This window comes from Arenimonas maotaiensis (assembly GCF_014638745.1).
Classification (GTDB): Bacteria; Pseudomonadota; Gammaproteobacteria; order Xanthomonadales; family Xanthomonadaceae; genus Arenimonas; species Arenimonas maotaiensis.
In genome coordinates this window covers 223,420-236,353 of sequence record NZ_BMFO01000001.1, presented here as the reverse complement: position 1 = coordinate 236,353, position 12,934 = coordinate 223,420, and the positions used below count along the sequence as shown (strand labels likewise).

General features: G+C 67.1%; 10 protein-coding genes. 2 read left to right on the top strand and 8 right to left on the bottom strand.

Features of this window, described 5'->3' with window-relative positions; genetic code table 11:
• Positions 1-15: 15 nt before the first annotated feature.
• The 8 genes from IEV56_RS01095 to IEV56_RS01060 form a co-directional block, all read right to left on the bottom strand.
• Complete coding sequence (locus IEV56_RS01095) at positions 16-516, bottom strand: phosphoglycerate mutase family protein (protein WP_188446849.1); 501 nt, start codon at positions 514-516, stop codon at positions 16-18.
• Complete coding sequence (gene mfd, locus IEV56_RS01090; protein ID WP_188446847.1) at positions 513-3,959, bottom strand: transcription-repair coupling factor; 3,447 nt, start codon at positions 3,957-3,959, stop codon at positions 513-515. The genes IEV56_RS01095 and mfd overlap by 4 nt, the downstream gene beginning before the upstream one ends.
• Before the next feature lie 26 nt (positions 3,960-3,985).
• Complete coding sequence (locus IEV56_RS01085; protein WP_188446845.1) at positions 3,986-4,828, bottom strand: 23S rRNA (adenine(2030)-N(6))-methyltransferase RlmJ; 843 nt, start codon at positions 4,826-4,828, stop codon at positions 3,986-3,988.
• Position 4,829: 1 nt separating this feature from the next.
• Complete coding sequence (locus tag IEV56_RS01080) at positions 4,830-6,347, bottom strand: Ppx/GppA phosphatase family protein (RefSeq protein ID WP_425488556.1); 1,518 nt, start codon at positions 6,345-6,347, stop codon at positions 4,830-4,832.
• Complete coding sequence (gene ppk1 / locus IEV56_RS01075; protein WP_188446841.1) at positions 6,344-8,416, bottom strand: polyphosphate kinase 1; 2,073 nt, start codon at positions 8,414-8,416, stop codon at positions 6,344-6,346. Before ppk1 ends, IEV56_RS01080 begins: the two co-directional genes overlap by 4 nt.
• 44 nt (positions 8,417-8,460) lie before the next feature.
• Entirely contained in the window at positions 8,461-9,765 is a 1,305-nt protein-coding gene (gene phoR / locus IEV56_RS01070; protein ID WP_188446839.1) for a phosphate regulon sensor histidine kinase PhoR, read from the bottom strand.
• A 2-nt stretch (positions 9,766-9,767) separates the two neighbouring features.
• A complete protein-coding gene (gene phoB, locus IEV56_RS01065; protein ID WP_188446837.1) occupies positions 9,768-10,466 on the bottom strand; it encodes a phosphate regulon transcriptional regulator PhoB in 699 nt (232 codons plus the stop codon).
• Between the two features lie 91 nt (positions 10,467-10,557).
• A complete protein-coding gene (locus IEV56_RS01060) occupies positions 10,558-12,159 on the bottom strand; it encodes a M48 family metalloprotease (protein WP_188446835.1) in 1,602 nt (533 codons plus the stop codon).
• A gap of 76 nt (positions 12,160-12,235) precedes the next feature.
• Between IEV56_RS01060 and grxC the strand changes: the two genes are divergently transcribed.
• Positions 12,236-12,496, top strand: coding sequence for a glutaredoxin 3 (grxC, locus tag IEV56_RS01055; protein ID WP_229730125.1), 261 nt, complete (start codon positions 12,236-12,238; stop codon positions 12,494-12,496).
• Positions 12,493-12,879, top strand: coding sequence for a carboxymuconolactone decarboxylase family protein (locus tag IEV56_RS01050; RefSeq protein WP_188446831.1), 387 nt, complete (start codon positions 12,493-12,495; stop codon positions 12,877-12,879). Before grxC ends, IEV56_RS01050 begins: the two co-directional genes overlap by 4 nt.
• The last annotated feature ends 55 nt before the right edge of the window (positions 12,880-12,934 follow it).

Here is a 12,934-nt window from a genome sequence, read left to right as displayed (position 1 = left end):
CGGCTGAGGCGTGACTTAATAGCGCAACACGCTGACACCGGCGACCCGGCAGTTCTCCAGCCGGACCACATAGATCCGCCCGTAGTCGCCGTCGGCGATGGCCTCGGCCGGCTCGCCGCTCCAGGCCTGCACCAACGCCGGCACGGTGTTGCTGTGGCCGACTACGGCTGCGGTCGATCCGTCCGGCAACGCGCACAGACGCGACAGCAATTCCTGCGCACGGGTCGCGGCCGGCAGCATGCGGATCGGCACGCCGGCGGCCAAGGCCAACGGCCGTGCGGTCTGCTGGGTGCGCTGGAATTCGCTTGCATATACCGCCGCCGGCAACGCATTGGCCACCAATGCCGACAGGCGTTCGGCGCGCGCCGCGCCCATCGGGCTGAGGTCCGGATCGCGGCCGAGCGTGGCGGCCTTTTCGCCGTGGCGGAGCAGGATGACGGTCTGCTTGGCGGCCTCGGCCGGCGGGCCGAGGCACAGCAACAGGCCCAGCACGGCAACCAGCCGCCGGCGCGTCATGTTGCGCTACCCAGCTGGGCGAGCAGGGCGCGCAGGAACATCACGCGTTGCTCGCCGGTTTCGGTTTTGTTGCTGATCTTCAGGCGTTCCGGGCCCTGCATGGCGTAGGTTTTCGGGTTGCGCTGGATCAGGCGGATCACCGCCATCGGATCGACCGCCGGCTTGGCGCTGAACAGCAGGCTGCCGCCGCCGTCGTGCAGGTCGATCTTGACGATGCCCAGGCGCTGCGCCTGCAGGCGCAGCCCGGCGCAGTCGAGCAGGTGTTGGGTCGGCGGCTCCAGCAGGCCGAAGCGGTCGATCATCTCCACCTGCAGGTCGCGCAGCGCGTCGTCGCTGTCGGCCGAGGCGATGCGCTTGTACAGGGTCAGGCGCGTATGCACGTCCTCGATCACGTGCTCGGGAATCAGCGCCGGGCTGTGCAGGTTGACTTCCGACGCGCGTGCGGCCGGATTGAACACGTCCGGGATGCGGCCATCCTTGATCGAGGCCACCGCGCGTTCGAGATATTGCGCGTACAGGGCGAAGCCGATTTCGGCGATCTGTCCGGATTGGCCTTCGCCGAGCAGTTCGCCGGCGCCGCGGATCTCCAGGTCGTGGGTCGATAGCGTGAAACCGGCGCCGAGTTCTTCCAGCGAGGCCAGCGCGTCCAGGCGCTTGCGCGCGTCGGCGGTCAGCCGCTTCATGTCCGGCACGATCAGGTAGGCGTAGGCGCGGTGGTGGCTGCGCCCGACGCGGCCGCGCAGCTGGTGCAGCTGCGCCAGGCCGAAGCGGTCGGCGCGGTTGATGATGATGGTGTTCGCGCTCGGGATATCGATGCCGGACTCGATGATGGTGGTCGACACCAGGATGTTGAAGCGCTGCTTGTGGAAATCCAGCATCACCTGTTCCAGCTGGCGTTCCGGCATCTGGCCGTGCGCCACCCGGATGCGCGCGTCCGGCACCAGCACGCCCAGCTCGCGCGCGGTCTTCTCGATGGTGTCGATGTCGTTGTGCAGGAAATAGATCTGGCCGCCGCGCGCCAGTTCGCGCTGGCAGGCCTCCAGCAGGGTGGCGTCGTCCCACGGGCAGATGAAGGTCTTCACCGCCGTGCGGTGCGCCGGCGGCGTGCCGATGATCGACAGCTGGCGCAGGCCGCTCATCGCCATGTTGAGCGTGCGCGGGATCGGCGTGGCGGTCAGCGTCAGCAGGTGCACGTTGGCCTTCAGCGCCTTCAGCGCCTCCTTGTGGCGCACGCCGAAGCGCTGCTCCTCGTCCACGATCACCAGGCCGAGGTCGTCGAAGGCGACGTCCTTCTGCAGCAGGCGGTGGGTGCCGATGATGACGTCGATCTTGCCGAGCGCCAGCAGCTCGAGCGCCTGCTTCACCTCTTTCACGCTCTTGAAGCGCGACAGCACCTCGACCTTGATCGGCCAGTCGGCGAAGCGGTCGCTGAAATTTCGGAAATGCTGTTCGGCCAGCAGCGTGGTCGGCACCAGCACCGCCACCTGCTTGCCGGCCATGGCCGCCACGAACGCGGCGCGCAGCGCGACTTCGGTCTTGCCGAAGCCGACATCGCCGCAGACCACGCGGTCCATCGGATTGTTCTGCGCCATGTCGGCCAGCACGGCCTCGATCGCCTGCTGCTGGTCGGGTGTCTCCTCGAACGGGAAGGCGGCCGCGAAGCGTTCGTACAGCGGCCGGTCCAGCGCCAGTCCGAAGCCGCTCTGCGCCTGGCGCTTGGCCTGGATCTCGAGCAGTTCGGCGGCCACGTCGCGCACCTTGTCGGCGGCGCGGCGCTTGGCCTTTTCCCAGGCTTCGCCGCCCAGGCTGTGCAGCGGCGCGTGATCGGCGTCGGCGCCGGAATAGCGCGACACCAGATGCAGCTGCGCCACCGGCACGTACAGCTTGTCGCCCTTGGCATATTCGATGCTGAGGAATTCGCCGACGCTGCCGCCGGCCTCGAGGCTGATCAGGCCCTGGTAGCGGCCGACGCCATGGTCTTCGTGCACGATCGGCGAGCCGATGCTGATTTCGTTCAGGTCGCGCAGGATCGCTTCCGGGCTCTTCGCCGCGCTTTTGCGGCGGCGGCTCTGGCTGGCGCGCTCGGGGAACAGCTGGCGTTCGGTCAGCACCGCCAAGGCTGGTTCGCGCAGGCTGAAGCCGTCGCTGAAGCCGGCCGCCGCCAAGGTCAGCGTACCCGGCGCGGCGGCGGCGAGCGCGGCCGGCCAGTCGGCCGCCACCTGCGTTTCGATACCGGCGCCCTTGACCAGGTCCTTCAGCGCTTCCCGCCGCCCGGCGCTGTCGGCGGCCAGGATCACCCGCCCGGGATAGGCCTGCAGGAACGTGCGCAACGCGTCGCCTGCGGCCGATTGGCCGTCCTGCCAGGCGCAGGCCGGTGCCGGTCCCACGTCCAGCGGCTGCACGGCCAGCTCGCCGCCGTCCTGGCGGAATTCGTAACGATGGCCGCGGTTCAGGCGCGCGCGCAGTTCGTCCGGTGCGATGTACAGCTCGTCCGGCGCCAGGATCGGACGCTCGATGTCGTGCCGACGCTGCTCGTGGCGTTCGCGCACCTGCTGCCAGAAGTGGTCGGCGGCGTCCAGCGCGTTCGGCGCCAGCAGGATGTCGACGCCGCCGGGCAGGTAGTCGGCGAGGGTGCCGGTGTGTTCGAAGAACAGCGGCAGGTAGTACTCGATGCCGGCCGGCGCCACGCCTTCCTTGAGGTCGGCGTACAGGCCGCAGGTGCGCGGATTGATGTCGAAGCGTTCCAACAGTTCGCCGCGGGCGCGTTTGCAGCTGTCGGCGTCGAGCGGGAACTCGCGCGCCGGCAGCAGCTTGAACCGCGTCCGGCTTTCGCCGGAGCGCTGGGTTTCCGGGTCGAACAGACGCAGCGAATCGATGCTGTCGTCCAGCAGCTCGATCCGGATCGGCTGCTCGGCGCCGCTGGGGAACAGGTCGAGGATGGCGCCGCGGATCGAGAAGTCGCCGGCGTCCATCACCCGCGGCACATGCCGGTAGCCGAAGCGCTGCAGGCGCAGGCGTTCCTCGCCCAGATCCAGGCGCTGGCCGACGGCCAGGTCAAGCACCTGCGCGGCGATCCACTCGGCCGGCGCGATGCGCTGCATCAGGCTGCTGACCGGCACCACCAAGACGCCGCGGCGGCTTCCCGGCAGGCGGTACAGGCAATCGATGCGCTGCGAGACCAAGTCCGGATGCGGGCTGAACTGGTCGTACACCAGCGTTTCCCAATCCGGGAAGTGCAGGATCGGCAGCTCCGGCCGGAACGCGCGCAAATCCTGCTCCAGCTGCTGCGCGCCGAAACTGTCGGGGGTCACCACCAGCTGCAGCGTGTCGGCCGCGCGCGCGTGGCGCAGCAGGGCGTACGCCAGAGCGGCGCCGTTGGCCGGAACCTGCAGCGCGGTGATTTTGTGCGGGGACGCTGCTTTCGGCAGCAAGGCGGAATCCATCCGCCTATTTTAGCAGTCCGCGGCGTTCAGTCCGCGTTTTTCAGCCATTCGACGCGGTGGCTGGCGCCGCCGTCGTCGAGCAGTTCGACCAGTTTCGACAGCGAGGAGCCCAGTTCGGCGTCCATCCGGAACGGCGCATTGAGGATCAGCATGCCGCTGCCGTTCATCCGCAGCGGCGAGTTGTCCGGCCGTACCAGCAACTCCAGCACCAAGGCCGACTTGCAGGGCAGTTGTGCCGCCCTGCGCAGGAACGGCTTGAGCGCGGCGCGCTGTTTGATCGGGTACCAGACCGCATAGATGCCGGTCGGCCAGCGCGCCAAGCCGTCATTCAGGGCCTGCAGGATCAGGCCGTATTCCTGCTCCTGCGCCTCGTAGGGCGGGTCGATCAGCACCAGGCCGCGGCGTTCCTTCGGCGGCAACTGGGCCTTGACCGCGGCGTAGCCGTCGCCGGCCAGTACCTGCACGCGGCCGTCGTGCGCGAACAGCGACTTCAGCGCGTCGGCCTCGCCCTTCTGCGCCTCCACGCACACCAGCCGGTCTTCGGCGCGCATCTGCTGCGCGGCGATCAGCGGTGAACCCGGGTAGCTGACCAGCGCGCCGACCGGATTGTCGCGTTCGACCTGTTCCAGATAAGCCGCCAGCGGCGCCGGCAGCTTGCGCAGGGTGATCATGCGGAACACGCCGCCCTGGGCCTCGTCGGTCTTGCGCGCCTGTTCGCCCTGGATCAGGTAGCGGCCGCGCCCGGCGTGGGTATCAAGCACGAAGAACGGTTTGTCTTTGGCCTTCAGGCGCTTCAGCAGATGGATCAGCACCGTGTGCTTGAGCACGTCGGCGTGGTTGCCGGCATGGAATCCGTGCAGGTAGTTCATGTCATTTCTCGACGATTGCCAGGCCGACGCCGGCGGCCTTGAGGTAGGCGCGTTCGCTCTCAAGGTCGGAGCGCGTCAGCGGATGCCGTTCCAACCAGCGTTTCGACAGCACCAGCGACAGCCGACTGCGTTCGACCTTCAGCTTCGGCTTCGGGATCTTCTCATCGGAGTGGCTGCGGTAGAACAGCACCGCCAGCCGCAGCAGCAGGATGCAGCGCAGGGCGTCGACCGCACGCGCTTCGCTCAGCGTCATCAGGCTCTTGAAGTGGATGCCGCGGCGCTGGTTGCGGATCAGCACCGAGATCAGGTGCTGCTCGGTGCGCGAGAAGCCGGAGATGTCCGAGTTCGCCACCAGATACGCGCCGTGGTGGTGGTGCTGGCTGTGCGCCACGGTCAGGCCGATTTCGTGCAGGCGGCAGGCCCAGGCCAGGGCCTCGCGGTCGGCGGCCGACAGCCCCCAATATTTGCGCACCTGGTCGAACAGGGCGACCGCGTAGGCCTCGACCCGTTCGGCCTGGCGCACGTCGATCGAATAGCGTTCCTGCAGCGCCTTGACCGAGTCCAGACGCGGGTCATGCTCGCGGTTGCGGCCGAGGATGTCGAACAGGGCGCCCTCGCGCAGCGCGTAGTCGCTGGTCTGCAGGCTTTCGATGCCCAGGGCCTCGAACGCCGCCTCCAGCGCCAGCAGGCCGCCGGCGATGGATTTGCGGCGCGAGGCCGAGATCTGCGGCCAGCGGATGGCGTTGATGAGCCCGAAGCCGATTAGCTCCTGGCGCAGCAGCTGCAGGATCTTCAGGTTCAGTGTGCCGTCCGACAGGCCGCGGACCTTGGCCATGTCCGACAGCGCCTTGATGGTGCCGGACGCGCCGTACACTTCCTTCCAGCCATGCCTGCGGAAGCTCTCCATGAACGGCTGCATGTCGACGCCGATCTGGGTCTTGGCTTTGTGCCACTGCTTCGGCGTCAGCTTGCCGTCCGGGAAGAAGCGCTTGATGTTGGCGATGCAGCCGATCTGCAGGCTTTCGCGCTCGATGACGGCAAAGCCCTTGCCGATGACGAATTCGGTCGAGCCGCCGCCGATGTCGATGACCAGGCGCTTGCCTTTGCGCGGCGGCTTGTCATGCGCGACGCCGAGGTAGATCAGCCGCGCCTCCTCGCGTCCGGCGATGACGTCGATGCGGTGGCCGAGCGCGGCTTCCGCGCGCTCGAGGAAGGCGGCCGGATCGACCATGGTGCGGATGGTGTTGGTGGCGACCACGCGCACGTTGCCGGGCCGCACATAGGCCAGGCGTTGCCCGAACAGCGCCAGGCAGTCGAGCGCGCGCTTGGCGGCGGCGTCGCTCAGGCGCTTTTCGGCGTCCAGTCCGTCGGCCAGCTGCACGTGTTCCTTGATGCGGTCGATGATGCGCAGCTGGCCCAGCACGTGGCGCGCCACCACCATGTGGAAACTGTTCGAGCCCAGGTCGACGGCGGCGACCAGGTCGCCGTCCTTGAGCTGTAGCGGCGTCGCGGCGGTCAGCGTTTTCGGCATAGTTTGGCCAGCAGGTGGGCCTGGGCGGAGAACGGCGCCTCGCCGTCGGCCGGCGCGATCTTCTCGTAGCTGCCGTCGGACAGCAGGCGCCAGGCCTGGGCGTTGTCGCGCAGGTAGTATTCCAGCTCTTCCTTGAACACGCGCGCGGCCAGTTCCGGCTCCAGCACCGGGAAGCAGGTCTCCACCCGGCGCAGCAGGTTGCGTTCCAGCCAGTCGGCGCTGGAGCAGTAGATCTCGGATTTGCCGTTGTTGCCGAACCAGTACACGCGGCTGTGCTCGAGGAAGCGGCCGACCAGCGCGCGCACGGTGATGTTCTCGGACAGGCCCGGCACGCCCGGGCGCAGGCAGCAGGCGCCGCGCACGATAAGCTCGATCCTGACGCCGTCCTGCGAGGCGGCGTACAGCGCCTTGATCACGTCCGGCTCGTTGATCGCGTTCATCTTGGCGATGATGTGCGCCTTCTTGCCCTCGCGCGCCAGCTTGGCCTCGCGCTGGATCTTCTTCAGCAGACCGGCGTGCAGCGTGAACGGCGAGGTCAGCAGGTGCTTGAGCTTGATGGTCTTGCCCAGGCCCGAGAGCTGCTGGAAGATCGAATGCACGTCCTGGGTGATGCCCGGATGGCAGGTCAGCAGGCCGATGTCGGTGTACACCTTGGCGGTGCCGGCGTGGTAGTTGCCGGTGCCCAGGTGCGCGTAGCGGCGCAGCACCTTGCCTTCGCGGCGCACGATCAGCATCATCTTGGCGTGGGTCTTGAAGCCGACCACGCCGTAGATGACCTGCACGCCGGCCTCCTGCAGCCGGTTGGCCAGGCTGAGGTTGGCCTCTTCGTCGAAGCGGGCGCGCAGCTCGACCACCACCGAAACGTCCTTGCCGTTGTGCGCGGCGGTGATCAGGTGCTCGATGATCTTGGAGTCGCGTCCGGTGCGGTACAGCGTCTGTTTGATGGCCAGCACATGCGGGTCGTTGGCGGCGTGCTGCAGCACGTCGAGCACGGCGTTGAAGCTCTGGTACGGGTGGTGCACCAGGATATCGCCTTCGCGGATGCTGCCGAACGGATCCTCCTCGTCCATCTCGGCCTTGCCCTGCTTGAAGTTAGGGAACTTCAGGTCAGGGCGCTTGGCCATGTCGTATACCTGCGCCACGCGGTTCAGGTTCACCGGGCCGTTGATGCGGAACAGCGCCTTTTCCGACAGGTTGAAGTTCTCCAGCAGGATTTCGACGATGCGGTCGGGGCAATCCTTGGCGATTTCCAGGCGCACCGCCGGGTTGTAGCCGCGCGCGTGCAGTTCGTCCTTCAGCGCGCTGGCCAGGTTCTCCACCTCTTCCTCGTCGACGAACAGCTCGGAGTTGCGGGTGACGCGGAACTGCCAGGCGCCCTTGACCTTCATGCCGGGGAACAGGTCGCCGACGAATTCGGTCAGGATCGCCGACAGGAACACGTAGTCGTCCTTGCCGCCGGACACGCTTTCGGGAATCTGGATGATGCGCGGCAACGAACGCGGCGCGCGCACGATGGCGATGCCGCCGTGGCGGCCGAAGGCGTCCTTGCCCTGCAGGATGACCGCGACGTTCAGGCTCTTGTTGAGGATCTGCGGGAACGGATGCGCCGGATCCAGCGCCAGCGGCGACAGCACCGGCAGGATCTCGTTGCGGAAGTAGTTGTGCAGCCAACGCTTCTGCGCCGGACTCCAGGTGTCCTGCTTGGAGATGCGCACGCCGGCCTGCGCCAGCTCGGGGCGCAGCACGTCGTTCCACAGCGCGTACTGCTCCTGCACCAGCCTGTTGGACAGCGCGTAGATCTTCTCCAACGCCAGCTGCGGATCCATGTTGTCCGGCAGCAGCGGCGCCTTGTACTGCATCGCGGTCTTCACCGTGGCGGCGCGGATCTCGAAGAACTCGTCGAGGTTGGTGCAGGAGATGCACAGGTATTTCAGGCGTTCCAGCAGCGGAATGCCTTCGTCGCGGGCCTGCGCCAACACCCGGAAATTGAACTCGAGCTGCGACAGCTCCCGGTTCAGGAACAGCTCCGGAGCGGGCAGGGGCGTGGAATCGGTCATGGAAGAAGCCTTTTCGACAAGGATAGCAGATGCCGAAAGCGCGGTTAAGCCAGGCGCGCCCCGGGGAAGCGGCAGCGGAAGGTGCTGCCTTTTCCGGGAGTGCTCTCGATCAGCAGCTCGGCCTGGTGCAGGTTGAGCACGTGCTTGCAGATCGACAGCCCGAGGCCGGTGCCGCCGAGTTCGCGCGATCGGCTGGCCGAGACCCGGTAGAAGCGTTCGGTCAGGCGGCCGATCTGGTCGGCCGGGATGCCGAAGCCGGTGTCGCTGACGAAGAAGTCCAGCCCGCCGGCGGCGTTGCGCTCGAAGCCGAGACGGATGCCGCCGCCGGTCGGGGTGTAGCGCACGGCGTTCGAGACCAGGTTGGAGAAGGCGCTGTGGATCTCCTTCGGCGCGCCCAGCAGCTGCCCGTGGAAATCGCCGACGGCCTGCACTTGATGCCGGCCTTGGCTGAGCGCGGCGGCTTCCTGCAACAGCGTCTTCATCAGCGAATCGGTGCTGATCGGTTCTTCCGGCAGCGAGCTCTCCGATTCCAGCCGCGACAGGTTCAGCAGATCCTCGACCAGATGGTTCATCCGGCTCGACTGCTTCTGCATCTCCTGGATGATGGTCGCCAGTTCCGGATTCTCCTGCTGTTCGATCAGTTCCAGATAGCCGTGGATCACCGTCAGCGGCGTGCGCAGTTCGTGCGAGACGTTGGCCACGAAATCGCTGCGCATCTGCTCCAGCCGGCGCATCTTGGTCGAATCGCGCAGGATCAGCAGGCTGTTCTGCGGCGTGTACGGCAGCAGGAACAGGTCCAGAAAGGCGCCGGCCTCGGCCGGCGAGGACACGTTCAGCAGCGGTTTTTCGGCGTCACCGGCGGTGAACCAGTCCTTGATCGGGGCATCGAACAGGCGGAACAGGTTGCTGTCCTCGTCGCCGGGCGAGAGGCCGAGCATGCGCTTGGCGGTCTTGTTCGACCACACCAGGTAGCCGGTTTCGCGGCTGACCACCAGCGCGCCCTCGGGCATGGCACCGGCCGCCAGCCGGTAGCCGCGCAGCATCTGCACCAGCCGCGCGATGCGGTGCCGGTGCTCCTGGTTCTTCTTGAAGATCAGGATTTCCAGCGCGCCCCAGACGCCCAAGCCTTCCGGCCGCGGGTTGATGACGCGCGATTCGAGCTGGTTCAGGATGCGGCCGAGCTTGGCGTAGGCGCGGACGATCTGCAGCACGGTGATGGCGGTGAACGCGGCCCACAGGCCGGCCCAGGCGCCGAACCAATAGCCGGCGGCCAAACCGAAGGCATAGGTGAACGCCCAGAGGATCCAGCTCTGCCGCCAGGCCAGTGCGGTCAGGGTCGCCTTCGGCATGCTCAGGCTTTCAGGCCCGTATCCGCGAAGCGGTAGCCGGAGCCGCGCACGGTCTCGATCATCGACTCCAGCCGGAACGGTTCCAGCACCTTGCGCAGGCGGCGCACGTGCACGTCGACGGTGCGGTCCTCGATCTCGCTGCCGCCGCCCCAGACGAAATCCAACAGCTGGTTGCGGGTGTACACGCGCCCGGCGTGGCTCATGAAGAAGTGCAGCAACCGGTATTCGGTGGGGCCCACGTGCACGCTTTGGCCGTGCACCAGCAGTTTCTGCTGGCGGCCGTCCAGGCGCAACGCGCCGATCTCGATCGAACCGTCGTCCTCGGTCTCCCGGCTCCGGCGCAGCACGGCCTTGATGCGCGCCAGCAGTTCCCGGGCCGAGAACGGCTTGACCACGTAATCGTCGGCGCCGCTGTCGAAACCGGCGATGCGGTCGCTTTCCTCGCCCTTGGCGGTCAGCATGATGATCGGCACGTTGCGGGTGTTGGCTTCCTTGCGGAAGCGCCGGACCAGCTCGATGCCGGTGGTGCCCGGCAGCATCCAGTCGAGCAGGATCAGGTCGGGGATGCGTTCGGCCACGGCCTGCAGAGCCTCCTTGCCGTCTTGCGCGCAGACCGGCTGGTAGGATTGCGTGCGCAGGGCGTAGGCGATCATGTCGCGGATGGCCGGCTCGTCTTCGACGATCAGGATATGGGCTTGCACATCAAAACCTTAGTCCAGGAAGATAAGGTATTTAATCGGATGATTATGACTGTAATATGACGGCCTGTCATCCGGGCGTCATCCGGATGTGTCAGCCGCCTTGCTGCTCCGGCTTGATGCCCTGGCGTTTCAGCTCCAGCGAAATCGGCGTGAACTCGGCGATGCGCGCCTCGATCCGGGCCCGTTGGTAATAATCGAGCTCGTCGTTCTTCAGCAACGCGGCCAGCTGGCCGATGGCGTCATCGACCCGGCCGTTGAGGAAAGACACCTCGGCATAGACCTCTGCCGCGCGCAGACGGTTGCCGGAGAGTTCGTAGGCGCGCGCCATGGTGCGCTGGAACACCACGTCCTCGCCGGTGCCGGCCGCCAGCCGGCGCAGCACGTCCTGCGCCCGCCGCGCCTGCGCCGCGTCGTCCTGCTCGAGCAGGAAGCCGGCGTACGACAGGATCACCGCGCGGTTGCCCGGATAGTGCCGCATCAGCTGTTCGTAGCGGGTCTGCGCCAGGGCCGGATTGGCCGACACCTGGGCCGCCTCCGCGCGCGCCAGCGCGATATACAGGTTGTCCGGATGCGCCGTATACAACGGGCCGAGCAGGGCTTCGGCCGCGCCGCCTTGCCGATGGCCGATGTAGGCCAACGCCAGTCCGTATTTCTGGGCATCCGTCGGCTGGCTTTCGAAGCCGTCCACGCCGCGCCGGTATTCGGTGATCGCCGCGCCCGGACTGGCCGCCGACAGCACGCGCAGGCGCTCCTTGACCCAGGGGAAGTCGCGGCCGATGCCTTCGCCCGGGCGAGCGGCGTGGGCCTGGGCGAAATCGGGCAGCAACGGGTTGTTGCCGGCGCGGGTGCCCACGCTCGGCGTGGAGGTTTCCTGCTTGATCTTCTGCGCCCGGTCGCGGGCCTCGCTGATGCGGGTGGCGGTCACCGGGTGCGTGCGCAGGTAGTCCGGTGCGGTATAGCCGCCGGAGTTGGCGCGGCCGGCGCTTTCCATGCGGGCGAAGAAATCGCCCAAGGCGTCGACGTCGTAGCCGGCCCGGTTCAGGGTCTGGATGCCGATGCGGTCGGCCTCGGATTCGTTGGCGCGGGTGTAGTCGATTTGGCGCTGCATCATCAGCGCCTGCGATCCGACCACGGCGGCCATGGTGGCGTCATCGCTGGAAGCGCTGTCGCCGCCGGCCGATTGCGCGGCGATGACCATGCCGAGCGCGGCCAGCATAATCGGGATCTGTTCCTTCTTGGCGCGTTCGACCGAGCGCACCACGTGGCGCTGGGTCACATGCGAGATCTCATGGCCGAGCACGCCGGCGACTTCGTCTTCGCTGCGGGCGGTCAGCACCAGGCCGCTGTTCATGCCGATGTAGCCGCCGAGCGTGGCGAAGGCGTTGATCTGGCGCTCGCGCAACATGAAGAAGGTATACGGCTGTTTCGGATTGTCGGAGGAGGCGCCCAGCCGGTGGCCCATGGTCTGCAGCCAGGCCTCGACCAGCGGATCCTCCAGCAGCAGGTTCATCTGCCGCAGCTGGTACAGGGTGTAAGCGCCGTATTGGGCTTCCTGCTGCGGGGTGATCAGTTCGCCGGCCGAGGAGCCGAGTTCGGGCAGGGCGGTTTCCTGCGCCGCGGCCGGCACGGCGGCCAGCAGCCCGGCGGCGACCGTCAGGCCGAGCAGGGTGGTGCGGGGATAGCTGGCGTTCATGCGTTCTGCACCGGGGTTCACGTACACTAAGACCCTGAGTGTACCGCAGAGTTCCCGACAATCCCCTGAACCCGCCATGGCCGACATCCTGATCTACAGCACCGCGATCTGCCCGTATTGCGTCGCGGCCAAGAACTTCCTGAAGGCCAAAGGCCTGGACTGGCACGAGGTCCGCATCGACCTCGATCCGGCCGCCCGTGCCGAGATGCTGGCCAAGGCCCAGCGCACCTCGGTACCGCAGATCTTCGTCAACGGCACCCATGTCGGCGGCTTCGACGACCTGGTGGCGCTCGACCGCGCCGGCCGATTCATCCCACTTTTGGAGCAGAACCCATGAGCGAGTCCGACCGCGTCAAAGCCTTCACCGAATTCCGCCAGCGCATGAACGAGCGCATCCTGTCCGAGGACAACCAGGTGGTGCGCCGTTTCTTCGCGCTCGACACCCAGACCTACAAGGACGGCGCGCTGAGCCTGAAGACCAAGGAGTTGCTCGGCCTGGTGGCGTCGATGGTGCTGCGCTGCGACGACTGCATCAGCTACCACATCGCCCAATGCAAGGAAGCAGGCGTCAACCGCGACGAATTCTTCGAGGCGTTTTCGGTGGCGCTGGTGGTCGGCGGCTCGATCGTCATCCCGCATCTGCGCCGGGGCGTCGACTTCCTCGACCAGCTGGAAGGCCAGGGCATCCACGCCGCGGTGCCCGAGCACAAACACGATTGATTCCGATGCGCGCGGCTTGGCCGCAGTTGCCTTCGGTTTAGCCGCCGTTGGGGCG